This window comes from Sporolactobacillus sp. BBK16-2 (genome assembly GCF_059878335.1).
On sequence record NZ_CM187611.1, the window covers coordinates 1,356,502 to 1,382,578 of the forward strand.

Here is a 26,077-nt window from a genome sequence, read left to right on the forward strand (position 1 = left end):
TCGCATAATGGGAAGGGATCAACAATGGATTATATTGCGATCAGGCGCGCGTTGCACCAGATACCGGAACTTGGATTTGAAGAAGTGGAAACGCAGGCATTCCTGCTGGATCAAATTAAGAAACTTCCGCAAGATCGAATACAAATAAAAAAGTGGAAAACCGGATTGTTTGTCCACATTTCCGGTACTGATCCTTCAAGACTCATCGGATTTCGTACTGACATTGACGCGCTCCCGGTCAAAGAAAATACTGGGTACTCGTTTCAGTCAAAGCATGAAGGAAACATGCATGCGTGTGGGCATGATTTCCATATGACCATTGCACTTGGCGCTCTGGAAAATATTGTACTTCATCCGGTTAAAGAGAATGTCTTATTTATTTTCCAGCCCGCTGAAGAAGGCCCAGGTGGAGCACTTCCGATGATGGCCAGTGAGGAATTTAAGGCGTGGAAACCGGACTTGATTTTCGCTTTACATGTGTCACCGGATTTTCCGGCTGGTACAGTTGCCACAAAGGAAGGTATTCTATTTGCTAATACATCCGAATTGTTTATCGACTTCCGTGGAAAAGGCGGACATGCAGCTAATCCGCATCTGACTCACGATACAATTGTTGCGGCGAGCCAATTTATCGTCGGACTTCAAACAATTGTTGCCCGACGAGTTAATCCGCTTCATTCAGCGGTGCTCACAATCGGGAAAATAACAGGCGGCTTTAAACAGAATATTATTGCAGAATATGCCCGCGTTGAAGGTACGATTCGAACATTAAGCCAAGACACCATGACATTGATTAAAGAGGACATTGAGCGCCATGTAAAGGCAACTGAGATTGCTTACCAATGTAAGGGCGTCATTGATTACGGAGCAAATTATTACCAAGTATTCAACCGCAAAACATATGTGGATCCATTCATCAGCTTTTGCGAAAAGAACAAATTTCCATATGTGATTTGCGATGACGCAATGACTGGAGAGGATTTTGGCTATTTCTTAAAAGAATTGCCGGGATTCATGTTTTGGCTTGGTGTTGGGCAAACGTCAAGTCTGCATTCTGCTGATTTCAAGCCTGATGAGGTAGCACTTGCCCAAGGAGTGAAGGTAGTCAGCACCTATATAAGAGATGGCGTTTAATTAAATCAGTACATTTCCAGAGCGAATTTATTTTTCGCTCTTTTTTTATTTCACCTTTAAGCGTATTAATGGGAGAACAACGTGTAACGTGTTATCATTTATCTTGAATGAATCAAAGAAAATGGGGAATCATATTATTTGATAATATTTATTTTAAATGATAATATATTTTACTGATTACATTTATTAATTATTGATACATAAGTATTTTATGCTAATTTAAATTAATTATTAATTAACATTGACTTAAAATAAAGTCCATACTATAATAATGTCATAGCCTCATTTTGAGTGAGGAAAGAAGATAATTTTCAGGAGGAATGATTAAAATATGGTAGAACGTCTTGTAAGTGCAAAGGCCCCTTTGTTTAATCTTGATAGTGTGAATGCGGATGGCTCTTTCGGCAAAGCAAATTTGGAAGAGAACATCAAAGCCGGCAAATGGACGATCTTCTTCTTTTACCCAATGGATTTCACATTTGTATGTCCGACTGAAATTACTGCCTTCAGTGATCGTTACGATGAATTCAAAGCACTGGGAGCAGATATAATTGGATGTTCCTGTGATACAATCTATACACACCAAGCATGGATGAAGACTTCAAGAAGAGAAGGCGGCATTGGTAAAATCAACTTCAGTTTAGCTGCAGACCACACACATGAAGTTGCTGAAAAATATGGCGTACTCATTCCTGAAGAAGGCGTTGCACTTCGTGGATTGTTTATTATCAGTCCTGAAGGCGATCTTCGCTACTCAGTTGTTAATGACAATAACATCGGCCGCGACGTTGATGAAACACTTCGTGTACTTCAAGCGCTTCAATCAGGCGGACTGTGCCCGGCAAATTGGCATCCCGGTGACGAAACGCTGCATGTGTGATTTCAGATATTAAAATCAATGATATAAACTGGCAGCTCATTGCTGCTCATAAAAAACAGGGTAATCGGCTTAAGATTGCCCTGTTTCTTTGCGTATAAGAGTTACTGCACTAGATTTCTCCAGGGATCGAGTTCGCTGACGGGTCAGATGTTTAACCAGCCAAGCAATTAAATTTTTATTAGTCTGAATGAAAGGCTTGGAAGGCAGGTCATTAATGAGCCTATAAAATTCATAATCAGTAGTTCCAAAGATTACAAATAAGAGCGAATGACTTGTTGTTTGCTCTCGTTCTGATAAAATTGTCGTTATTGTAAAAGATATTTATATTTTTTAACCTGCGTTTTATGCATGGGCAGGGTAGGGAGAGGAAGGCGTACATTGGAGATATTTAAAAAGCTTAAGCAATTTTATTGGCCGGATCGTCATTATTTGTTCGGCTCACTTTTATTTCTGATACTGAGCAGTGCGATTACAATTGTTTATCCGATTGTCTTGCAGCTTACAATTGATCAAGCGGTGATTCGTCAGAGATTTTCACTTGTTCCAATGTTATCTTTAGGATTTGTAATTATCATGGCTGTTAAGGGATTATCAAGCTATTTCAGCCAGTATTGGGGCGATATGTTCGGAGTGAGTTCGGTTTTTCGCTTGAGAGAAGCACTTTACAAGAAACTGCAGTATCTGCCGTATCACTACTATGACAATGCGAAAACCGGAGATTTGATGTCACGTCTGACAGCTGATGTCGAGGGCTTCCGTTTTTTTCTTTCGGCAGGATTTACTCAGCTGGTTAATTTTGTTGTTCTTGTAGGATTCAGCCTTGCTCTGATGTTTTATTATTCTTGGGAATTGGCGCTTGTTACTTTAGCAATGACGCCTTTTCTCTGTGTCAGTGTATTTCGTTTTGATAAACGTGTACATCCGGCATTTCGAAAAATTAGGCGTTCACTTGCAAGCATGAATACACGCGTTCAAGAAAATATTAGCGGCATGAATACAATTAAATCACTCGGACGAGAAAACTTTGAAATTGATCGTTTCGCTAAAAACAATCAAACATACAGAACGAGAAACCTAATAACAGCAGATATTTGGGCAAAATACTTTCCACTCATGGAACTGATTGGCAATATCAGCGTGGTTCTGCTGCTTGCTCTTGGTGGTTATTTTGTCATGAGCGGAAGACTGGCTCCCGGTGCCTTGGTTGCCTTTTTCAGTCTTGTCTGGTATATCATGGATCCGCTGATGAATCTCGGATTTATGATCAATACCTTCTCTCAGTCGAAAGCGTCGGGAGAACGGTTGCTGCAAATTCTTGATGAAAAAAGCGATATTACGTCACCTGATCACCCTTTTCAAAAAGAACATCTTGCTGGGGATGTTGCATTCCGTAATGTGTCGCTGATCTACCCGAATGAAAAAACGACAGCACTCAGTCATATAAGCTTCGAAGCGAAATCAGGAAACATTATTGGACTGATGGGAGCAACAGGTTCTGGAAAAACAAGCATTACTCAATTAATCGGCAGATTTTATGATACGACCAGCGGCGAGGTATTGGTCGATGGATGCCCGGTTAAATCGTATGATTTAAAGTGCCTTAGGAAAAATATCGGCTATGTGTTCCAAGAAAACTTTCTCTTTTCTTCAACCATTCGCGACAATATTGCTTATGGCAAACCTGATGCGACACTGGATGAAGTGATCAGAGCGGCAAAGCGTGCTGAGGCGGATGAATTTATACAAAGCCTTCCAAACGGTTATGACACCGTGCTGGGAGAAAGAGGTATGGGACTGTCCGGTGGTCAAAAACAGCGAATTTCTATTGCACGTGCGCTTCTTGTCAATCCAAGTATTTTAATTCTTGATGATGCAACAAGTGCCGTCGATATGCGGACGGAAGGATTAATTCAAAAAGCATTCAAAGAATTAATGAAAGGGAGAACAACGTTTATTATTGCCCATCGTATTTCCTCGCTTCAGATGGCAGATCAAATTCTCGTACTTGAGCATGGACGAATTAAAGAGCGCGGTACGCATAAAGAATTGGTACAGCAAGAAGGAATCTATCGGCGAATTTATAATATTCAGTACAAAGATCGCGATCTTGTGAAACAACAAGTCGTCCGAGAAGGGAGAAGTCGATGATGAAGAGCGGAACACAGAAAGAACGATTCTTTTATCCGGAAGATCGGGTCATTGAAAAGCCATTTAACTGGAAACAACTGCTTCGTCTTTTAAATTACTTGAAACCTTATTTGAAAACGCTGATTCCTAAAGCAATTGCAGCAATGATTGTCTCGACGGCTGTTCGGCTGATTATTCCGATTATCATTGGTGTTTATGCGTTTGACCGAGCGATTAACGCGAAGAACTACACCTTACTTTATTGGCTGGTTGCGATTACCGCACTACTCTATGGAATATCATTTGTGAGCAATTGGTACCGGATTCGTACAACAAATCAACTTGGTCAGTATGTGATTCATGATTTGCGTGAACGTTTATTTAATCATATTCAATATCTTTCACATCGCTTTTTTGATTCAAGGTCTGCCGGTTCAATTCTCGTCCGAGTCATAAATGACGTGAATTCAATGCAGGATTTATTTACGAACGGTGTCATTAATACATTGATGGATGTTGTTACTTTGATTGGTATCTTTGTGATCCTCTTTGTACTCAGCCCACCATTGGCAGTTGCGGTATTACTTGTTATTCCGCTGATGTTCTTCATTTCAACGAAGCTGCGACGCAGTATTCGACGTTCATGGCAAAAGGTACGTATGAAAATGTCGAAGCTGAACTCTCATTTGAATGAGAGTATTCAGGGTATACGTGTGACGCAGTCATTTACACAGGAAAGAGAGAATCGAGCATATTTCAACGGTGTGAATACGGAGAACTTTTTGGCATGGCAGGAAGCATCTAAGAAAAATGCAATGTTTCGTCCTTTTGTTGATTTGTCCAATGCAGTAGGATCGGCTATTCTCATCTGGTTTGGTGTATTTCTCATTCACAGGAACTCAATAGAAATAGGCACATTCGTTTCGTTCGCATTTTATCTCGGTATGTTCTGGGGACCGATTTCCCGACTTGGTCAGGTGTATAATCAACTGCTTGTTGCGATGGCTTCCTCAGAGCGGATTTTTGAATTTCTTGATGAAAAGCCAAGTGTGCCTAATAAAAAAAATGGAATAAGCATGAAGAACATCTATGGAACAATTGATTTTGATCAGGTAGAATTCAGGTACGATGGGTCAAGAAAAGCACTCAAGGGAATTACGTTCCATATTCCGGCGGGAGCGACTTGGGCATTGGTTGGGCATACCGGTTCGGGGAAAACAACAATTGCGAACTTGATTAGTCGCTTCTATGATGTGACGGCCGGTCAAGTGCGTTTTGATGGTGTGGATGTCCGTGACCTTGATTTGCGTGAACTGCGTGCAAGTGTCGGAACGGTGATTCAGGAAACCTATGTATTTTCCGGTACAATCATGGAAAATATTCGTTTTGGCAAGCCTGATGCATCTGACGAAGAGGTAATGCAAGCGGCAAAAGCAATTGGTGCGGATACTTTTATTCAAGGATTGCCTGAGGGATATCAGACTGAGGTTGAGGAACGTGGGAATATTCTTTCGGTCGGAGAGCGTCAGCTGCTTTCATTCGCACGTGCGCTGCTCTCAGACCCGAAAATTCTCATTCTCGATGAGGCAACAGCAAGTATTGATACGGAAACAGAAATGGTCATTCAAACGGCTCTAAAGCAACTGCTTAAGGGAAGAACATCCATTATCATTGCCCACCGATTGTCCACAATTCGCGACTCTGATCAAATTGTTGTGCTTAATGAAGGTGAAATTGTTGAAAAAGGCAACCATCAAGAACTTATGGACCTTCGAGGCAGGTATTTTGATTTGGTACTCAGTCAGTATAATGCTCTTGATGGGGTCTCTTAATTTCAAGTAAACTAAGAGCACGCAGCGATGGCCATTGGTTGTTTTTTCTACTTACGGATGGATCAAGCCGGGAACGATTTATTTCTCGTTGTTTTTAAGACGGTGAAATAAAACCGTACTTGACAAGAACAATTCACTACTGGATGAAGATTATCAATTCTTTGGTATAATGGGAAGGCAGGTGTCGAAGGATCTTTTGACCTGCGGACTGGAGTGGAAGGATCATGATGCAACAATTGATCCTGGTTGTGCTGTGGGTAGTCGTTTATGGGTATATGATTACGGCATCCATTGATTTTGGCACAGGATTCTATTTATTTTACGGTCAGAGTATTAAGCATTTGGACTATCTCTATGCACCGCTTCAAAAATGGCTGTCACCAGTATCGGAGTTAATGAATATAGGATTCGTTTTGATTTTCACGGCAATTATTGGTTTGTCTCCAGAGATGATTCTCAATTTCCAAACACCGCTCGTATTCTGCGGAGTACTGGCTATCTTTTTAACAGTACTCAAGGGAACATTCTTTGCTTTGACTGAACTGTTGCCAAAAGAGAATAGGATGCGAAGCGTTTTTTTAGCTGGAAATGGTATAACCGGTATCTTAATTCCTGCGGTTCTGAGTATCGCATTGGTGATTAGTGAAGGCGGTTTTTCCGATGTTGGTGCAAGAGGGCTGCTTCCATTTATCATACGCCTTCTTTCTAATTTCTATTTTTGGTCGGTCATGATTGTTGCGATCATCAGTATCTTTTACATAAGTGCCATGCACTTGGTTCTCTTTGCTTCGAAGATTGGAGATCATGAATTAACCGTGCATTTTAGAAATAAGGTACTTTTTCTGAGTATGCCTATGGTTTTTGCTAGCGGATTAGTTTTTCTTGGACTTGAAATGCAAAACCCTGAACATTTCTTGCGTACGTTAGACTATTCATGGATGTTCATGTTTTCGCTTATCAGTCTGCTTAGTGCTGTGACACTTGTATTCCTGAAGAAGTATCAGTGGATTTTTACACTTGTCATGCTTCAGTATTTTTTTGCGTTGTTCGGATATACGGTTTCTCACTTTCCTTATTTAATCTATCCGGATATTGTGATGGATCATCAGCTGTCTGCATGGGCACAATCACCTTGGTTTTTCTTCATCGCGTTGATCATTGCGATTGCAGCACTCATAGGAATGATCGTTTTGAGAGAGAAGCGGGTATTGCGCGAGCTTGCCATCCCAAAATATAAATAATACAAAAGCACAGCGACCCTTTATCAGGCTGCTGTGCTTTTTTGTTCTTCTGAATTTATTTACTGTTTTCGACTTGCTTATTTACCTTTTCATCGACTTCCATAATAATCGGAAGAATCATTGGTCTGCGACGTGTTCGTTCATAAAGAAACGGAGCTAAACTATCTGTAATTTCTCCTTTAATTTCCGACCACTGCAAAGACTTTCTTTGAATAACTTCTTGCAAACGAGAGGCAAGCAAGCTTTGCGCTTCATTGATCAGATCGCCGGATTCGCGCATATAAACGAAGCCTCGAGAAATAATGTCAGGCCCAGCCAGTATCTTGTGTGCCTCAATATCAGCACTGACAACAACAATGACCAGTCCTTCTTCCGAGAGAATTTTACGATCACGCAAGACGATGTTGCCGATGTCTCCAATTCCACTGCCGTCGATATAAACGGAACCTGATGTTATTTTTCCAGTGACTCTTGCTGAATTTTGGTCAAGGGCGAGCACATCACCAATATTCATAATAAACGAGTGATCATACGGAATACCGCAAGCATGAGCTGTCTCAACATGCTTTTTCAGCATTCGATATTCGCCGTGAATCGGCATGAAGAACTTTGGCTTCAGCAAACGAAGCATGAGTTTTTCTTCTTCTTGACCGCCATGCCCTGAGGTATGAATGTTGCTTAATTTACCATGAATGACGTCAGCACCTGCTCTGTAAAGCTGGTTAATTGTACGATTGATGCTGACCTTGTTCCCCGGAATCGGAGAAGAGGAGAAAATCACTGTATCGCCCGGCTGGACTTGGATCTGGCGATGTGTACCGTTCGCGATTCGAGACAAAGCAGCCATGGGCTCGCCTTGACTCCCAGTACACAAAATAGTGACCTCCTGATCAGGTAAATGATTGATTTGCTGGTGTTCAATAAACGTATCCTTTGGAGCTTGAACATAGCCGAGCTCTTCGCCGATTGTTATTGCAGCTTCCATGCTGCGCCCGAACACAGCGATTTTACGCCCCGTAGCAACCGCGGCATCGACAACTTGTTGAAGCCGATGGATATTGGACGCAAAGGTAGCGAATATAATTCGTCCGTCCACTTTGCGAAAAATATCTTTAATATTCTCGCCGACTTCCCGTTCAGTCATCGTGAATCCGGGCACTTCAGCGTTTGTGCTGTCGGACATGAGGCAGAGGACGCCTTCTTTGCCGATCTCAGCCATTTTCGTCAAGTTGGCAATTTGTCCGCCGACGGGAGTGAAATCAAATTTAAAATCACCGGTTTCAACAATATTACCCTGAGGTGTCTTCACAACAACCCCATAGGAATCGGGAATACTGTGAGTCGTTCGAAAGAAACTGACCGATGTTTTTTGAAACTTGATGACATCGTCTTCCGTGATTTCGTGGATCACGGTTTGACGTAGAAGATTATGTTCATCCAGTTTATTTCGAATTAATCCTGCCGCAAGTTTTCCGGCATAGATTGGTACATTAACCGCACGCAACAAATAAGGAACACCGCCAATATGGTCTTCATGACCATGCGTGATGAATAGTCCCTTAATTTTATCGGCGTTCTTCACCAAGTAGCTGTAGTCAGGAATCACATAATCAATACCAAGCAGTTCATCCTCGGGAAACTTGATGCCGGCATCAATAACAATGATTTCATCCTGAAATTGAACAGCATAGGTGTTCTTGCCGATTTCTCCCAGTCCGCCAAGAGAGAATACGGCAGTTTGATGGTTTTTAACAAATTTCATAGGGTTACAGCTTCTCCAATTTGAATTCAGCAGACTTTTTTTCATATTCGAGAAATTTACCTGTAAGTGGTTGAATAAATTCTACGTTATATGGTTTGTCTGCCATTTTTTTGCGAACGTCGCGAACGTCGCTTGCTTCAAGATAGAGTGTCTCTGTTTGCTCGCGTACCGGGACCTCGTCTCTTGATTCTTGATACAATACTTTATAAATCATGGTTCATACTCCTTCCAGAAAAATGTTCTACAAATCATTATATATGAAATGCTGATCTTTTTCACTGTCTAGCTCTGTTTCTGCGTGAATTCAAAAGATTTGATTGTCATTTTTGCCAGTTTGAATTTAGCTTTAACAAGCAATAAAAAATCATACCCGATTTACGAAAATAGTCCTCGGAACTGATATAATGAATTGGGAAAAAGATTCTAAATGCTGTTATGCGTGTTGGATTGGCCTAATCGTCTTATTCAACAGAAGGAGGATTATACGTTTGACGAAGCCTAAAATTGTTTTTTTTGATATTGATGATACTTTGTACGATCAGAATAAATCGGTTCCGGATTCCACAGCGGAAGCGATTAATAATTTACAAGAGCAAGGAATAATTACTGCGATTGCAACCGGTCGTTCCCCGTTCATGTTCCGAGCATTGCGTGAGCAATTAGATATTCACTCTTTTGTCAGTATTAACGGCTCCTATGTCGTTCACAATGACGTGCCGGTGTACACGAATCCATTAGCTTCTGATGTATTGGATGCACTCGTGTCACAGACTAGAGAAATTGGCTGGTCGCTGGCATTTGTAACTGAAGAATTGTTGAAAATGGATGGCGAAGCTGATAGCAAGGCACGGATAAGCATTGAAAGCTTAAAGCTCCCGATTTCCTTTCCTGAAAGTGATCCCCATTTTTTTGAACACCACGAAATATATCAAGGTTTGCTTTTTTACTCAGAGAATGATGATGCGCGCTTTCTTCAAAACGCACCGTTTAATCAGTTTCGTTATGTACGCTGGCATCAATACGGGGTGGATGTTATTCCAAAATTGGGATCAAAAGCTGAGGGGATCAAGCAGCTGTTAAACAAGCTGAATCTTACACCTGATGAAGCTTGTGCTTTTGGCGACGGTAATAATGATGTTGAGATGCTTTCTTATGTGGGTACCGGTATTGCAATGGGGAACGCAGTTGAAAAAGCTAAAAAATCTGCGGATCTTGTGACCACTCCGGTTCACCAGAACGGAATTTATAATGGATTAAAGCAGATTGGCCTGTTGTAATTTTATTAGTAAACAAAGAGGATCGCAAAACGCGATCCTCTTTGTTTGTCAAACATTTAATAAATATCTTTTTCCATGACGTGATCCGGAATTTTAAACGGATCTTCTTTATTAATCCGATCATAGAAGAGAATACCGTCCAAATGGTCAATTTCATGCTGGATTGCAATTGCAGGATAACCTTTAAGACGAAGCGTAACAGGCTTACCATCAATATCGAATGCCTTAACTTTGACTCGAGCATGACGCGGTACAAAGCCCGGCACTTCACGATCAACAGATAGGCAGCCTTCACCGCCCTCCAAATAAGTGTTTTCAATTGAATGGCTGATGACTTTCGGATTAAAGAGCATGTATTCATAATGCTTGCCGTTTTCATCATCCAAGTACAGTGCAATTATCCGTTTGCTGAGTGCAATTTGAGGGGCAGCTAACCCGATCCCCGCGCGCAGTCCATATTTTTTAGCAACTTTTTCATCCTGACTGTTTTTCAGAAATTCCAGCATCTGTCTCACTGTGTTTTTTTCTTCATCCGTTGCCGGGAGGGGAACTTCTTTCGCAACTTGTCTCAGAATGGGATTTCCTTCCCTAATTATGTCGTTCATTGTAATCATGAATTAAGTCACTCCTTCAACCAATTCAATAAAGCGTCGAAAATGTCTGTTCACTTTATTTCTAATCTGTTACTAGTGTATCATTAATAATTCCTAATGTTTACTCTCCTGTTTTGATTTGTGCTTTTATTTCTAAGAAGGTATGAAATAACCGTTAAACCGTTACGTTTGACTTCATTGAATGACATATTATAAACTAAAATTAGAAAAGAATGATGGATTGATCACATATCTACGGAGTTATTTATCCACTTTTGATTGAAGATGAATTGAAGGCGTGAATGATGAAATAGTTATGTTGAGAAATCTTTATCGCTGTAAGCGCTTAAGTGATATATGTCTCTTTTTAAGATCGCAAGAAAACACGCATACTGATGGGAAGAGGTGAGGGACTTGCCTGTGAATTATTCTGGAAAGATCGAAGACTTTTTTCCAACGTTACGTATTCTTAACGTGCAAGGGCATGTCGTAGACAATCAAAGAAAGCCTGAAATGACTAATGACCAATTACGGGAACTAATGCGGCGTATGGTCTATACGAGAATCTGGGATCAGCGTGCGCTTTCATTGAATAGACAAGGAAGGCTAGGATTTTATGCACCTGTGGCCGGTCAAGAAGCGTCAATGGTTGCCAGTCAATTTGCAATGGACAAGGGAGATTGGCTGCTCCCTTCTTATCGTGATATTCCACAGCTTGTTTGGCATGGCCTCCCGCTTTATAAAGCGTTTCTTTATTCGAAAGGACATTTTGAAGGCGGACAATATCCGAAAGAACTTAATGCAGTTATGCCCCAAATCATTATTGGAGCCCAGGCAACACAGACTGCAGGAATCGCACTTGGTTTAAAGAAACGCGGAAAATCACAAATTGCGTTTTGTTACTTTGGCGATGGCGCGACGTCGCAAGGCGATGTTTATGAAGCAATGAATTTTGCTGGCGTTTATAAGGCACCGGCTGTGTTTATCTGTCAAAATAATCGATTTGCTATTTCTGTACCAGTGGAAAAACAGACGGCAGCAGAGACGTTGGCACAGAAGGCCGTTGCTGCCGGAATCAGAGGTATTCAAGTTGACGGAATGGACCCGCTTGCTGTCTATGCTGCGGCAAAAGAAGCACGTGAGCATGCAATTGCCGGAAAAGGACCGACATTGATTGAAACACTAACCTATCGTTATGGACCACATACGATGGCCGGCGATGACCCGACACGATACCGTACAGATGAATTAACAAATGAATGGGAGAAGCAGGATCCGCTCGTTCGTTTTCGCCTATACCTTGAGCAGCAAGGGATCTGGTCGCGTGAAGATGAAGAACAAACGTCAGAGCAGGCAAAAAAAGACGTGGCAAAAGCACTGAAACAAGCGGACGGCGTTCCAAAGCAAAAAGTTACCGATTTGCTTGGCAATATGTATGAAAAGCCAACGCAAGCTATTAAAGAACAGATTGAGCAGTATAGTGCGCGGGAAGGGGATCAGCGATGACACAAATGACGATGATCCAAGCGATTACGGACGCTATGCGAACGGAACTTCGCAATGATGAGAATGTACTTGTATTTGGAGAAGACGTGGCGAAAAACGGCGGTGTTTTTCGAGCAACGGAAGGACTCTATGACGAATTCGGCGAGGAGCGTGTTTTTGACACACCTCTAGCCGAATCTGGTATTGGAGGACTTGCACTTGGGCTCGCGCTGCAAAACTATAGGCCAATCATGGAGATCCAGTTCTTTGGGTTTGTATTCGAGGCAATGGACAGTGTTGCCTCGCAGCTTGCACGTTTGAGATATCGGTCCGGCGGTATGTATCACGCGCCGGTTACGGTTCGTTCGCCATTTGGAGGAGGAGTGAAAACCCCGGAACTGCATGCGGATAACCTCGAAGGACTTTTCGCGCAATGTCCCGGTCTAAAGGTTGTTATTCCATCAAATCCTTATGATGCTAAAGGTTTGCTGATTTCTGCAATTCGCGACAACGACCCTGTTATTTTTTTGGAACATATGAAGCTTTATCGTTCGTTCAGGGAAGAAGTACCTGAAGATGCATATACAATTGAAATCGGCAAAGCCAAAATTGTCCGAGAAGGAAAAGATATCTCAATTATTACCTACGGAGCAATGGTGCGTACCGCATTCAAGGCGGCTGAGCAACTAAGCAAAGAAGGCATTGAATGCGAACTAATTGATCTTCGGACAATCAGTCCGCTGGATACGGAGACAATAACGAATTCAATTAAAAAGACAAATCGAGCAGTTGTTGTACAAGAAGCCCAAAAACAGGCGGGTATTGGGGCTCAAGTGATTGCGGAAATAAATGATCGGGCATTGCTTCACCTTGACGCACCGGTGGGAAGAGTAGCTGCTCCGGATTCCGTTTTTCCTTTCGCTGCTGCGGAGGATGTCTGGCTGCCTAACGAAAAAGATATTATAGACAAAGTGAAAGAAACAATAACCTTCTAATCCTTTTATATAAGCATCTGTCGAAATACCACATCGCGCAAGAGACGGATCTTTTCATTACTGCCGCAACGTGAATGTGCAGAGGTATTGTCTTTTAAGAAAAATGGTTACGCAGATATATTGTTCGAGGAAGCGAAAGGAGTGTGACGCCGTTGACCTACTTGTTTAAATTACCGGATATCGGTGAAGGGATTCATGAAGGCGAAATTCTTAAGTGGTTCGTAAAACCAGGCGATATGGTGCATGAGGATGATCCCTTGGCAGAGGTCCAAAACGACAAGGCAGTTGTTGAAATTCCCTCTCCGGTGAATGGAACGGTTCTGGAATTAAAGGCTGAGGAAGGCCAAGTTGTTGAAGTAGGAACAGTCGTTGTTACACTTCAATCTGATGAAGAAGGTGCTGAATCTGTTGATGAAAGCACTGCTCCTAATGAGGAAAATGTTCAACATTCAGCTGTAGAAACCGAGCGAGACGAAATAAAGGTGAATCGTTCCGGTAACACAGATGGCAGCAATCGTGTCATTGCCATGCCGTCCGTTCGAAAATATGCAAGGGACAAAAATATTGATTTGAATCAAGTAAACGGGACCGGTCGGAATGGTCGGGTACTCAAAGAAGATATTGATCAATTTCTCATTGCTCCGGAGGAAAAAGAGGAGACAACTCCATCGCTTCAAACAGAGGCCATTGACGAGAGCAGTGAGGGGCATCAGACTTCACCTGACGTTAAGAGGAGTGCTTTGGAAACCCGTGAACGATTCAGTGGTATTCGAAGGGCAATTGCGCGAGCAACAACACACTCGATGCAGAATGCGCCGCATGTCACAATTATGGACGATGTAGATGTAACGAAACTTGTTGCACATCGAAAGCAATTTAAAGAAGAGGCACAGGATCTTGGCGTAAAATTAACCTATTTACCGTATATTGTAAAGGTGCTTGTTTCCGCGCTGAGGGACTTTCCGGTGTTGAATGCCTCACTTGACGAAGAGAACCAGGAAATAATCTATAAACATTACTATAATATCGGCATTGCGACTAATACTGATGCGGGGCTGGTTGTTCCGGTGATCAAGCATGCCGAATCAAAATCGTTGTACGCGATCGCAACTGAAATTCAGCAGTTTGCAGAAAAAGCGCGTAACGGTAAATTGACTTCTGAGGATATGAATGGCGGAACCTGTACGATTTCAAATATTGGTTCAGAAGGCGGCCAGTGGTTCACTCCTGTTATTAATCAGCCCGAATCCGCTATCCTTGGGGTCGGAAGAATTTCTGAAAAAGCCATCGTTCGCGATGGGGAAATTGTTGCTGCACCTATGCTTGCTCTGTCTATGAGCTTTGATCACCGTCTCATCGATGGTGCGACTGCTCAGAGGGCAATGAACAAAATAAAAAGGCTGTTATTCGATCCGCAACGCCTTATTTTGGAGGGGTAGAGATGGTAGTAGGGGAATTTACAACAGAAGTGGATACGGTTGTCATTGGTGCTGGTCCCGGCGGTTATGTCGCGGCTATTCGAGCTGCCCAGCTGGGACAAAAAGTTATTGTCATTGAAAAAGAGCACGTTGGAGGTGTCTGCCTGAATGTCGGCTGTATCCCTTCAAAAGCATTGATATCAGCGAGCCATCGCTTTGAACAAATGAATCACTCTGAGACCTACGGCATTAAAGCTGAGCATGTAACTGTTGATTTTCTTAAGGTTCAGGAGTGGAAGGGCTCGGTCGTGGAACGGTTAACTGGTGGTGTAAAAGGCCTTTTTAAGGCACATGGTATTGAACTCGTTGAGGGCGAAGCTTTGTTTGTTGATACGGATGTTGTGCGCGTGAACCATGGCTATGAGTCTTCACGATATAAATTTAATCATTGCATTATTGCTACAGGTTCGAGTCCAATCGAAATACCTGGTTTTAAATGGAGTGACCGAGTCCTTTCATCAACTGGAGCACTTGCTTTAAAAGAAGTTCCTAAGAAAATGGTCGTTATCGGTGGCGGTTATATTGGTATTGAATTAAGCTCGGCATTTGCCGGATTTGGCACTGAAGTCGTTATTCTTGAAGGAACCCCATCCATTTTGCCGGCATTTGAAAAGCGGTTAATTGCTCCGGTGAAAAAGAAACTGAAACAAAAAGGAGTGACCATTTACACGAATGCGCTTGCCAAAGGCGTAGAAGAATCGGCAAGTGGTGTTTCAGTGACTGCGGAAGTGAAGGGCAAAGCACAAGTTTTTGATGCGGACTATGTGATGGTGACTGTTGGGCGACGTTCAAATACAAAGGACCTTGGTTTGGACTTGGCAGGCATCGAGTTGGCTGAGCGCGGATTAATCAAGGTTGATAAACAAGGCAAGACGACGAATGATAAAATTTACGCAATCGGCGATATTGTAGCAGGCTTAGCCCTGGCTCATAAGGCATCATACGAGGGAAAAATTGCTGCTGAAGCAATAAGCGGAGAGGCTTCCGAAGTTGATTATCATGCCATGCCGGCCGTCGTTTTCTCGGATCCTGAAATTGCTTCTGTTGGATTATCTGAGGAGGAGGCAGTTAAAGAAGGTTATGAAGTGAAAGCCGGACAGTTCCCGTTTGCTGCAAATGGGCGTGCACTCTCACTTGGCGAATCGGACGGTTTCTTGAAGATCGTTTCCCGTGCTTCAGACGGGTTGGTACTCGGCGCTCAGATTGTCGGTACAAACGCAAGCGATATGATTGCAGAATTCGGCTTAGCGATTGAATCAGGAATGACCGTTGAAGATATCGCGTTAACCATTCATGCACACCCGACATTAGGTGAAATTGCAATGGAGGCAGCGGATGTGGTGCTCGGACATCCGATCCATATTGCAAAATAAACAGATATAGTTTACGGCCTGGGTACTTTTGCACCCAGGCCGTTTTTCATCCAGTGTATCTTCAAGAAACCGTGACTTCGGAGCATGTTCGTGCCAATGTATAAAGCGGCTTTAATGTTTCCGTTTGTTCTTCCAAATAATCGGCTAGCTCATCAATGTTTTTCTTAATCGCTTCATTCTTTGGAATGACAACGCCGCAAAGTAATTCCGCCTTTTTTACCGTTTTCAGGCGAAGAAACATTTGACTCAGTTTTTCTTCATTAAGATCATGGTGAAGGCGATATTCATCTTTCATATGATCTGCAGACCAGGCATAATGGGCCGGTGTTTTTCTCATAAGTTCTGGGACCTTGCTGAGCAACGCTTCACCGAGGCGAGCTTTATCAGGATATTCCTCAATGACTGCCAGCCAGAAGAAGAGGTGCGTCGGCCAAATACCAAATTGGAAATGGGGATATTTTTTGTATCCGCGTTTGTCCTGCGCGAGTGCCAGCCAAGTGCTGTCCGGTGGATTAACCGTTCGGCGTGCATGACGAGCGATATGCGGATAAAAAGGCATTTCTGCATCGGCACTTTTATTCAAATACGGAATCACTCGATCGGCGATCATACTGAATTTTGGCTGCACATTTTCACGAATTGCGTGCATTCGGTTTTCCAAACCGGGCAAGCTCATAAGTTTAAATTCTTGCTCTGTAAAGCCATTTTGTGACATCATATCCACTCCTTTTGCGGGTGATCTCTTTTCATAGTGTACCACAGTCCCGCATGCAAAAATGGGTTTGTCACTTTTCAAGAACCGTCAATTTTATGGCAATACGCACGGTCTTTCAGCATAAACTAAAGAAAACAGTATCCATCGTTCAGCTAAGTACAGTATTGAAACAAAGAACCCCCTTTTTGAACTAAAAATTGAAGGGATGTGGCATCCGCCATGAAACAGATTAGTCAGACTCTGAACAGGAAGGATGCGGAAAGAAGAATTCCCCAAGTGCGTATTGCAATTGATCGGGAGCTGACACTGCTGCATAAAGCGCTGATAAAAAAGGATGACAAAACAATTCATCGATGCAAACAGAAGCTTGAAGTTCTTCGTCGGGAAATGTTGCTTCTCGAAATATAATTAATAGACAGACCTGTATTTATTGATTTAAATAATAAACAAATTCAATGACATGATCACCGCTGGCCGAAGCGGTGATTTTTCTTTTTTTTATTAAATGATGTACTATTATTTTAATGAACCAAATGCAAGCATCAGAAGAACGTGCAGGAACGGAGTGACAACAGATGGTAAATCGAGACTGGACAGTTCTTGGAGAAAAAGTGACCAGTTGGATCAAGGAAGCAGCGGATCAATTACGTGCGTCATTATCCAAACCGCTTGAAGTCAGTGAAAAAAGTGCTCATAACGATCTCGTAACGAATATGGATCGTTCGATTGAACAATTTTTGATCGGAAAAATCCGAGCGGATTATCCTAATGACAAGATTATTTCTGAAGAAGGTTACGGAGACGGGGTAAAAGATAAACGTGGTGTTTTATGGCTTCTCGATCCGATTGACGGCACCTTGAATTTCGTAATGCAGAAGCGATTTTTTGCTATATCGATTGGCATCTATGAAAATGGAAACGGAAAAGCAGCGTTCATTTATGACGTTATGGCTGATGAATTATTTCACTGCATCACTGGAAGCGGTGCCTATCAAAATACAAGAAAATTGTCTGCTCTTACAGACATTGCAATTGACGATGCGCTGATTGACCTCAGTCCGACGTGGTTGAAACCAAATCGGAGAATTCACGAAGAAATAATGACTGAGATTGTCAGGCGCAGCAGCGGAACCCGAGCATACGGTGCAGCATCTCTGGAACTCGCTTATGTTGCAGCAGGTTATTTGGATGCCTACTTCACAATGCGACTCTCACCGTGGGATTATGGGGCGGGCTTAATACTCTTGACGGAAGTCGGTGGCCTTTGCTCTAGAGCAGACGGCAGCCCTATTGATATTTTGACAAAACAATCTGTGCTTGCCGCACGTCCTGGTCTTCATCAGTATATGTCCGATCATATTCGTGAACAAGTGAATCAGGGCAGATTTATTAAAGAACCTGAATAATTTTGTATCCTGTTACTGTTTGTTTTCGTCATTTTTTTGTTGCACAGCCTTTAGCAGAAAACCGAGCCACATGAAAAGAATGACGGCAAATGCGCAAAGCAGAGTAAAAAGCGGACGTGTGAAGATCATTCCTGCAACGATTCCGACCAAACTCATAGCTACAAGAAAAATAAGCAAATATATTGATATACGGAACATGTGATCACCTCATAAAGATATGATAAAGCGTATTAGGAAAAAGCACAAAGAAAACAAATAAAATGAAATTAAATTTCGATGGCAACAGAAAAAATTGACAACTAACGGTTTCTTGTGAGAGAATAATTTGCATGTGTATGTTTCGGCTATCTCACGCGAAGCGATTGGATATTATGAGGAGAGTAAAGAATAAATGACAAAATTTAGGGAAGAATTGCGGAATATCGCGATTATCGCACACGTCGACCACGGAAAAACCACTTTGGTTGATAAATTGTTGATGCAATCGGGAACTTTCCGTAAGAATCAGCACATTAACGAACGCGCAATGGACTCGAACGCAATTGAACGGGAACGCGGCATTACAATATTGGCGAAGAACACGAGTCTTTCTTACAAAGACCATACAATAAATATTGTGGATACGCCCGGGCACGCCGATTTTGGCGGTGAAGTTGAACGAATTATGAAGATGGTAGACAGCGTTCTTTTACTTGTTGACGCTTATGAAGGATGTATGCCGCAAACACGATTTGTATTGAAGAAAGCCTTGGAAGAACATCTGAAGCCAATTGTTGTCGTCAATAAGATCGATAAGCCAATGGCAAGACCTGCTGAAGTTGTTGATGAAGTTATTGACTTGTTTATCGATCTCGGTGCTAATGAAGATCAACTGGAATTCCCTGTTGTGTATACATCAGCTGTAAATGGTGTTGCGGGTACAGATCCGGAACATGTTGATCAGGATATGAGTGTTGTTTTGGATATGATTCTGAAATATGCACCTGCTCCGGTTGATAATCGTGACGAAAGCTTGCAGTTCCAAGTTACGATGCTTGATTATAACGACTATGTTGGCCGTATCGGGATCGGCCGTATTTATCGCGGCAAGATTAAACTTGGTGAAGAAGCTGTTTTGGTTAAAGATGCTGGAAAAAGTGTTGAAAAGTTCCGAATCACTAAGTTATTCGGTTATCATGCTCTGAAAAGAACAGAAATTGAAGAAGCATGCTCCGGAGATATTATCGCGATTACCGGTGTTTCGGATATTGATATTGGTGATACGATCAATGATGTCGACAAAGTGGACCCGCTGGCCCCACTGCGTATTGACGAACCGACCTTAAAAATGACCTTTCTGCCTAACACGAGTCCATTTGCGGGTCAGGAAGGCGATCATGTAACGAGCCGGAAGATTGAAGATCGTCTGATGTCTGAAATGGAACGTGATGTCAGTCTGAAAGTTGAATCCGCATCTGACTCTCATGATTCTTGGGTAGTGTCTGGACGAGGCGAACTTCATTTGTCCATCCTGATTGAAACGATGCGTCGTGAAGGCTATGAATTGTCTGTCTCGAAACCAAGCGTTATCACAAAAGAAGTTGACGGAAAGCTATGTGAACCTTATGAAGATGTTCAAATCGACGTACCTGAAGAATATTTAGGCGCAGTCATTGAATCAATGGGCAAACGTAAAGCTGAATTGAAAGACATGAGGCAGGAACAACCAGGACAGACACGTCTGACTTTCATAATTCCTTCTCGTGGCTTGATTGGCTATAACCGTCAGTTCATGGCCGATACACGCGGTTATGGAATTCTGAACCATACGTTTGATCACTTCGCACCGTTCATCAAAGAAGAAATTGGCGGACGCCGTAATGGTGTGCTCATTTCAATGGATCAAGGTCAGACAACTGCTTATTCTCTGGCGGCTCTTGAAGATCGCGGTGAAATGTTTGTGGGTCCTGGTGTCAATGTATATGAGGGCATGATCGTTGGTGAACATAACCGCGAAAGCGATTTGACGGTAAACGTAACGAAAGCAAAACACGCATCCAACGTACGTTCTTCCAATAAGGATCAAACGGTAACGTTGAAGGAAGCACGTAAATTGTCTCTTGAAGATTCACTATCCTATTTGAATGATGATGAATATTGCGAAATTACACCGAAGAGTGTGCGTATGCGCAAAAAAATTCTGAATAAGGGTGAACGTGAACGTTTCGAAAGACGTGGAAGCAAAATTCCTAAGTTTAATGGCTGATCGAAACAAATAAAAAACGTCTGTACTCCTAACTGGAGATTGCAGACGTTTTTTTTATTTGCTCATCAAGAACGCTTTGCTTTCTTTTTGTCCTCATTTACTGGCAGGTGCAAAGTAAATTTTCCGGTTGCCCAGCGTGCTCGTGTACGTTCACTGATTCTCTTTTTGCAGGTGTCGCATAAATAAGTATGGATCGGCCGGTTTCTGAGTCGTTTCGCGATCACTGACTGATCGTCAAGCCGGCATATCTTCTCGCATAGTGCGCATTTTACTTGCATGGAAAAACCTCCTTGGACATAGTATAACAGGTTTAAACGTGCTGACGAAATCCGACTGATTCAATTTAAAATCATTTATGATCTGTAATTGTGATTAATCTTGCATTTTAGTAAAACAGAGGGTAAGATAAAAATTAGGCAAGTAAATGAGACAAGGGGGGAGCAGGATGTCAGTCGAAATAAAAATAGGCAAACGGGAAAAAGCCTATGAATTGTTGCAGGCCGACGCACAGAAAATTCTGAAGCTGATAGGGGTACAAATGGATAATTTGACTATGCCCCAATGCCCCCTGTATGAAGAAGTATTGGATACCCAAATGTTCGGTTTGTCCCGTGAAATTGATTTCGCGGTTCGCTTAGGTGTTGTGCGTGCGGACGAGGGAAGAGAACTGCTCAGTTCTCTTGAACGACAGGTTTCTGCACTTCACGAAGCATCGACACGAAAATGATTCTAATTTGCTCAAACTTGTAGCCTGTTTTCCGGCTACAGTTTGGGTTTTTTTGTCGAGCAAAGTGAGATTGCGTTGCCTTCCAGTAGAGAAATTACGTTCTGGATGGACATGAAGGTGACAAGCTTTCATACGTGTGGACCTATGAAGGTATCCCGAATATCACGATAATGGATCAGATAGGTGGATCTCATGTTGAAAAGGCTGTTGCATCATTATGATTACTCTCTGCTTGTAGTCATGCTGCTTTTAATTGGTTTCGGTTTAATCATGGTTTACAGTGCCGGTTCAGTATGGGCAAGACTTTTTTTTGAAATTCCGCAGTCGCCAAGCTATTTTTTTATTCATCAGTTAATTTGGCTTTGTCTAGCAATTCCAGCCGGCATTTTCGGCCTGATTTTTCCTTATCAGGCATATCACAAACTAGTCAAACCGCTGATTATTTTATCGCTTGGTTTACTTTTTCTGCTTTTTGCACTTGGAAATACAGTTAATAATGCACAATCATGGTTTCATCTGGGTTCATTTAATATTCAGCCGGCAGAGCTAGTGAAATTTACTGTGATTTTGTATTTAGCATCTGTTTTTTCCAATAAACAGAACGCGATCTCAGATTTCAAAACGTCTGTGCTTCCACCACTTATTGTTGTGATCGCCTTTTTTTGTATGATTGCTGCTCAGCCTGACTTTGGTACTGCCATGATTCTAATCTCCATAGCGACAGTGATGGTATTATGTGCAGGGCTTAGGGCAAAACACTTATTTGTTTTGGGCGGGATCGCTGCATTTTTCGTCTTGCTCTTTTACAAAAAGTTTTTAAGCAGTAATCAATTAGGACGTTTTGCGGCTGCATATGATCCTTTTTCGGTTGCCGATAATACAGGACGACAACTGATTAATTCATATATAGCTATTGCTTCAGGAGGCTTTGCCGGAAGAGGACTTGGGCACAGCATCGAAAAAACAGGTTTTCTTCCTGAACCGCAAACTGATTTTATTATTTCAATCATTGGAGAAGAGCTTGGTTTGTTGGGAATTTTGTTTGTGGTTTTTTGTCTTGGCTATCTTGTGTTTAAGGGCTTTGTGACTGCAATTCGATGCAAGGACGTGTTTGGCAGTCTGCTCGCAATTGGCATTTCCAGCATGCTGGCGATTCAAACAATTGTCAATCTAGGCGCTGCTACCGGATTGCTGCCGATTACAGGTGTCACATTGCCGTTTGTGAGCTACGGCGGTTCATCATTGATTATGATGGTTTTTTCTATATGTGTATTAATAAACATTTCTGCATTTGTTAATATGAAAAGGTCGAATAGCCAAGTAGAAGGGAAGAGAGAGAATGTTAAAGCAAAAAATTAAACGATTGTTGATTGCTAACCGAGGCGAAATTGCCATTAGAATTTGCCGTGCCTGCACGGAACTTGGTATTCGAACGGTTGCCATTTATTCCAAGGAAGACATTAGCTCGTATCATCGTTATAAAGCAGATGAATCTTATTTGGTCGGCCAGGGAAAAAATCCAATTGAAGCGTATTTAGATATTGAAAGTATTATTGAAGTGGCAAAAGCGCATCACGTTGATGCGATTCATCCCGGTTACGGATTTCTTTCTGAAAATGCTGACTTTGCGCGGCGTTGCGCAGAAGAAGGAATTATTTTTGTTGGTCCGAAATCGGAACATCTGACTACTTTTGGCGATAAAGCAGCGGCAAGAGAAGCAGCAGTCAGTGCAAATATTCCAGTCATTCCTGGTTCCGGCGGTCCGGTGACTTCGGTAGATGAAGTGAAAGAATTTGGAAGTACCCATGGTTATCCGATTATTATTAAAGCTGTGCTTGGCGGCGGCGGCCGTGGTATGCGAATTGTACGCAGCGCTCAGGGCGTTGAAGAAGCTTATGCAAGAGCGACCTCTGAAGCAAAGCAGACGTTCGGCAAAGAAGATGTCTACGTTGAAAAATATTTGGATCATCCACGTCATATTGAAGTACAGATTATGGCGGATCAATCCGGCGAAATTGTTCATCTCTATGAACGTGACTGTTCCGTGCAGCGACGACATCAAAAAGTTGTCGAAGTTGCTCCTAGTCGCGGACTTGGAGACAAATTGCGCCACGATATTTGTGATGCCGCTGTCCGATTAATGAAAAGTGTCAATTATTTGAACGCCGGGACTGTAGAATTTCTTGTGACACCATCAGGAGAATTTTACTTTATTGAAGTCAACCCGCGTGTTCAGGTTGAACATACAATTACAGAATTGATTACCGGTATCGATATTGTATCTTCACAGATACTTATTGCGGAAGGCTATGGATTGCACGAAGATCCTGTTCTTATTCCTGAACAGAAAGATATCCGTACTTATGGTTATGCGATACAATGTCGCGTGACAACAGAAGATCCTAGCAATCAATTTATGCCGGATACAGGGAAAATTGTTGCTTATCGAAGTGGCGGAGGTTTTGGCGTTCGACTTGATGCCGGCAATGCTTTTACAGGATCAGTTATTACGCCGTATTATGATTCGTTACTCGTGAAGCTTTCTACCTCTGCACGTACATTCAAGAGCGCTGCGGTCAAAATGCTTCGCAACTTGAAGGAATTTCGGATCAGAGGAATCAAAACAAACATTCCTTTTTTAATCAACGTTGTCCAACATCCGGATTTTCTGGAGGGTAATGTGTCTACAACCTTTATTGACACAACTCCGGAACTTTTTGTATTTGATAAAATCCTTGATCGCGGAACGAAAATGTTGTCCTATATCGGCAACATTACAATTAACGGTTATCCTGGTATTCATAAAAATAAAAAGCCGGTTTTTGATGTTCCGCCGGTACCTGATGTTAAGTTGTCCGAACCGTTTCCTGGGGGCACAAAGCAAATTTTGGAGCAGCATGGCGCACAAGGTGTAGCTGATTGGGTTAAAGCCCAAAAACAAGTACTCTTAACGGATACAACGTTTCGCGATGCACATCAAAGCCTGCTCGCCACTCGTATGCGGACTAAGGATATTGTGCGGGTCGCAGCACAAACAGCGCATCTGCTACCGAATTTATTCTCAGAAGAAGCATGGGGCGGTGCGACCTTTGATACAACCTACCGTTTTCTAAGAGAAGATCCGTGGGAACGATTGAACAAAGTAAGAGCAAAAATGCCGAATGTTCTTCTCCAGATGCTGCTGCGCGGATCCAACGCAGTGGGTTACAAGAACTATCCTGATAATTTGATTAAGGCATTTGTTAAAGAAGCAGCAAAGCATGGTGTCGATGTCTTTCGCGTGTTTGACAGCTTGAATTGGCTTGACGGTATGCGTGTCGCTCTTGATGCGGTTATTGAAAGTGGAAAAATTGCTGAAGGAACCATTTGCTATACAGGCGACATTTTGGATGCATCTCGGACAAAATATAATATGGACTACTATAAAAAAATGGCGAAAGACTTAGAAGCGGCCGGAGCCCATATTCTCGGAATCAAGGATATGGCAGGTCTTCTTAAGCCTGAAGCTGCTTATCGATTGATCTCAGAATTAAAAGATACAGTTTCACTTCCGATACATTTGCACACACATGATACGAGTGGAAATGGCATTTATACCTATGTTCGGGCAATTGAAGCCGGTGTCGATATTGTCGACGTTGCCATTGAAGCGATGGCAGGCATGACTTCTCAACCAAGTATGAATTCCTTATACTATGCGCTCGGTGCAAATGATCGGAAACCGGATGTTGATATTAATGCATTAGAATCGCTGAGCCATTATTGGGAAAAAGTTCGTCAATACTACTACCCATTTGAAAGCGGAATGAAAACATCGAATGCTGAGATTTACAAACTAGAGATGCCTGGCGGACAATATAGCAATCTTCGTCAGCAAGCAATTGCCGTTGGACTTGGCGATCGATTTGAAGAAGTAAAGGATATGTATCGCCGCGTTAATCTTTTGTTTGGCGATATTGTCAAAGTAACGCCGTCATCCAAAGTTGTCGGTGATATGACACTTTATATGGTACAGAATAATTTGAATGAAGACAGTATTTATGAAAAGGGGCAAACGCTAGATTTCCCTGATTCTGTAGTAAACTTTTTTAGTGGTGAATTGGGTCAGCCCTACCAGGGATTCCCAAGAGAATTGCAGCGTATTATTCTTAAGGGCAAGCAACCCCTGACGGATCGCCCAGGCAAACATCTTGAACCGATTAATTTTGCAGATATCCAAGCACGATTGGAAGAAAAATTTGAACGCAAGTTCAAATTTCATGAAGTTTTATCTGCGGCGCTCTATCCAAAAGTTTATACGGATTATCTGCATTTCTGCGATACTTATGGGCAAACTACTGTCTTGGGATCGCCAACATTCTTTTATGGACTCCGTCTTGGAGAAGAAGTTTCTGTTACCATTGAAGAAGGAAAAATGCTCGTTGTAAAGTTGATTTCAATTGGTCACCCGCAAAAGGATGGCACACGGACGTTGTATTATGAATTAAACGGTCAGCCACGCGAACTGTCTATAAAAGATATAAATGTCCAAGCATCCGAAGTAGCACACGCAAAAGCTGAAAAAGACAACCCAAATCAGATCGGTGCATCAATGCCGGGGACGGTTGTTAAAGTGCTGGTCTCCTCAGGCGAACGCGTAAAGAAAGGCGATCACCTGCTTGTTACAGAAGCGATGAAGATGGAGACAACCGTTCAGTCGCCAATTGACGGAACGATCAAAAAGGTGTATGTCAACGAGAACGATGTAATCGAAACAGGCGACTTAATGATTGAATTAAATTAATCCATTTTAATAAATGACAGACAA

Annotated in this window: 22 protein-coding genes; 16 read left to right on the forward strand and 6 right to left on the reverse strand. The window is 42.3% G+C overall.

Annotated features, from left to right (window positions below):
• Positions 1–24: 24 nt before the first annotated feature.
• From AC6F33_RS06755 to AC6F33_RS06775, 5 genes are all read left to right on the forward strand, one after another.
• Positions 25–1,134: an N-acetyldiaminopimelate deacetylase gene (locus AC6F33_RS06755; RefSeq protein WP_500777992.1), complete on the forward strand. Its 1,110-nt coding sequence runs from the start codon at positions 25–27 to the stop codon at positions 1,132–1,134.
• 331 nt (positions 1,135–1,465) lie between these two features.
• On the forward strand, positions 1,466–2,014 hold the full coding sequence (locus tag AC6F33_RS06760; RefSeq protein WP_255746080.1) for a peroxiredoxin: 549 nt from the start codon (positions 1,466–1,468) through the stop codon (positions 2,012–2,014).
• A 378-nt stretch (positions 2,015–2,392) separates the two neighbouring features.
• Positions 2,393–4,162 (forward strand): ABC transporter ATP-binding protein, encoded by a 1,770-nt coding sequence (locus AC6F33_RS06765; RefSeq protein ID WP_255746082.1) that lies wholly within the window; start codon positions 2,393–2,395, stop codon positions 4,160–4,162.
• Complete coding sequence (locus AC6F33_RS06770; RefSeq protein ID WP_500777993.1) at positions 4,159–5,973, forward strand: ABC transporter ATP-binding protein; 1,815 nt, start codon at positions 4,159–4,161, stop codon at positions 5,971–5,973. The genes AC6F33_RS06765 and AC6F33_RS06770 overlap by 4 nt, the downstream gene beginning before the upstream one ends.
• Before the next feature lie 224 nt (positions 5,974–6,197).
• Positions 6,198–7,214 (forward strand): cytochrome d ubiquinol oxidase subunit II, encoded by a 1,017-nt coding sequence (locus AC6F33_RS06775; RefSeq protein ID WP_500777994.1) that lies wholly within the window; start codon positions 6,198–6,200, stop codon positions 7,212–7,214.
• Positions 7,215–7,269: 55 nt separating this feature from the next.
• Here AC6F33_RS06775 and rnjA read toward each other — a convergent pair whose 3' ends face one another.
• Both rnjA and AC6F33_RS06785 read right to left on the reverse strand, forming a co-directional pair.
• Positions 7,270–8,976 carry a ribonuclease J1 gene (gene rnjA, locus AC6F33_RS06780; protein WP_255746086.1) on the reverse strand — a complete coding sequence of 569 codons (1,707 nt, stop codon included), beginning with the start codon at positions 8,974–8,976 and terminating at the stop codon, positions 7,270–7,272.
• Between the two features lie 4 nt (positions 8,977–8,980).
• Complete coding sequence (locus tag AC6F33_RS06785) at positions 8,981–9,190, reverse strand: DNA-dependent RNA polymerase subunit epsilon (protein ID WP_255746088.1); 210 nt, start codon at positions 9,188–9,190, stop codon at positions 8,981–8,983.
• Positions 9,191–9,464: 274 nt separating this feature from the next.
• Here AC6F33_RS06785 and AC6F33_RS06790 point away from each other — a divergent pair, with 274 nt between their 5' ends.
• Positions 9,465–10,253 carry a Cof-type HAD-IIB family hydrolase gene (locus AC6F33_RS06790; RefSeq protein ID WP_255746089.1) on the forward strand — a complete coding sequence of 263 codons (789 nt, stop codon included), beginning with the start codon at positions 9,465–9,467 and terminating at the stop codon, positions 10,251–10,253.
• 56 nt (positions 10,254–10,309) lie between these two features.
• Here the strand turns inward: AC6F33_RS06790 and def are convergent, their stop codons facing one another.
• Positions 10,310–10,867 (reverse strand): peptide deformylase, encoded by a 558-nt coding sequence (gene def / locus AC6F33_RS06795; RefSeq protein ID WP_255746091.1) that lies wholly within the window; start codon positions 10,865–10,867, stop codon positions 10,310–10,312.
• A 393-nt stretch (positions 10,868–11,260) separates the two neighbouring features.
• On the opposite strand from def, the gene pdhA reads away from it, so the two are divergent.
• From pdhA to lpdA, 4 genes are all read left to right on the forward strand, one after another.
• Positions 11,261–12,352 carry a pyruvate dehydrogenase (acetyl-transferring) E1 component subunit alpha gene (gene pdhA / locus AC6F33_RS06800; protein ID WP_304654741.1) on the forward strand — a complete coding sequence of 364 codons (1,092 nt, stop codon included), beginning with the start codon at positions 11,261–11,263 and terminating at the stop codon, positions 12,350–12,352.
• A complete protein-coding gene (locus AC6F33_RS06805) occupies positions 12,349–13,326 on the forward strand; it encodes an alpha-ketoacid dehydrogenase subunit beta (RefSeq protein ID WP_480947477.1) in 978 nt (325 codons plus the stop codon). The genes pdhA and AC6F33_RS06805 overlap by 4 nt, the downstream gene beginning before the upstream one ends.
• 152 nt (positions 13,327–13,478) lie before the next feature.
• Complete coding sequence (locus AC6F33_RS06810) at positions 13,479–14,765, forward strand: dihydrolipoamide acetyltransferase family protein (RefSeq protein ID WP_255746097.1); 1,287 nt, start codon at positions 13,479–13,481, stop codon at positions 14,763–14,765.
• 2 nt (positions 14,766–14,767) lie between these two features.
• Positions 14,768–16,177 carry a dihydrolipoyl dehydrogenase gene (gene lpdA, locus AC6F33_RS06815; protein WP_255746099.1) on the forward strand — a complete coding sequence of 470 codons (1,410 nt, stop codon included), beginning with the start codon at positions 14,768–14,770 and terminating at the stop codon, positions 16,175–16,177.
• 61 nt (positions 16,178–16,238) lie between these two features.
• Here the strand turns inward: lpdA and AC6F33_RS06820 are convergent, their stop codons facing one another.
• Positions 16,239–16,895 (reverse strand): YktB family protein, encoded by a 657-nt coding sequence (locus AC6F33_RS06820; RefSeq protein ID WP_500777995.1) that lies wholly within the window; start codon positions 16,893–16,895, stop codon positions 16,239–16,241.
• 216 nt (positions 16,896–17,111) lie between these two features.
• Here AC6F33_RS06820 and AC6F33_RS06825 point away from each other — a divergent pair, with 216 nt between their 5' ends.
• Both AC6F33_RS06825 and AC6F33_RS06830 read left to right on the forward strand, forming a co-directional pair.
• Positions 17,112–17,300: a YkzI domain-containing protein gene (locus tag AC6F33_RS06825; RefSeq protein WP_255746102.1), complete on the forward strand. Its 189-nt coding sequence runs from the start codon at positions 17,112–17,114 to the stop codon at positions 17,298–17,300.
• Positions 17,301–17,467: 167 nt separating this feature from the next.
• Positions 17,468–18,298, forward strand: a complete 831-nt coding sequence (locus AC6F33_RS06830) for an inositol monophosphatase family protein (RefSeq protein WP_500777996.1) — start codon at positions 17,468–17,470, stop codon at positions 18,296–18,298.
• A gap of 12 nt (positions 18,299–18,310) precedes the next feature.
• On the opposite strand, the gene AC6F33_RS06835 is transcribed toward AC6F33_RS06830, so the two are convergent.
• Positions 18,311–18,496: a hypothetical protein gene (locus AC6F33_RS06835; protein WP_255746106.1), complete on the reverse strand. Its 186-nt coding sequence runs from the start codon at positions 18,494–18,496 to the stop codon at positions 18,311–18,313.
• 193 nt (positions 18,497–18,689) lie between these two features.
• Here AC6F33_RS06835 and typA point away from each other — a divergent pair, with 193 nt between their 5' ends.
• The gene (gene typA / locus AC6F33_RS06840; protein WP_255746108.1) at positions 18,690–20,543 is read left to right on the forward strand and encodes a translational GTPase TypA; all 1,854 of its coding nucleotides are present in this window, start codon (positions 18,690–18,692) and stop codon (positions 20,541–20,543) included.
• Between the two features lie 65 nt (positions 20,544–20,608).
• Here the strand turns inward: typA and AC6F33_RS06845 are convergent, their stop codons facing one another.
• Positions 20,609–20,821, reverse strand: coding sequence for a YlaI family protein (locus AC6F33_RS06845; protein ID WP_500777997.1), 213 nt, complete (start codon positions 20,819–20,821; stop codon positions 20,609–20,611).
• A gap of 167 nt (positions 20,822–20,988) precedes the next feature.
• Here AC6F33_RS06845 and AC6F33_RS06850 point away from each other — a divergent pair, with 167 nt between their 5' ends.
• The 3 genes from AC6F33_RS06850 (at position 20,989) to AC6F33_RS06860 (ending at position 26,053) form a co-directional block, all read left to right on the forward strand.
• Positions 20,989–21,270, forward strand: a complete 282-nt coding sequence (locus tag AC6F33_RS06850; RefSeq protein WP_500777998.1) for an Fpa/YlaN family protein — start codon at positions 20,989–20,991, stop codon at positions 21,268–21,270.
• A gap of 192 nt (positions 21,271–21,462) precedes the next feature.
• Positions 21,463–22,629, forward strand: a complete 1,167-nt coding sequence (locus AC6F33_RS06855; protein ID WP_500777999.1) for an FtsW/RodA/SpoVE family cell cycle protein — start codon at positions 21,463–21,465, stop codon at positions 22,627–22,629.
• Complete coding sequence (locus tag AC6F33_RS06860; RefSeq protein WP_500778000.1) at positions 22,610–26,053, forward strand: pyruvate carboxylase; 3,444 nt, start codon at positions 22,610–22,612, stop codon at positions 26,051–26,053. The genes AC6F33_RS06855 and AC6F33_RS06860 overlap by 20 nt, the downstream gene beginning before the upstream one ends.
• Positions 26,054–26,077 lie beyond the last annotated feature (24 nt).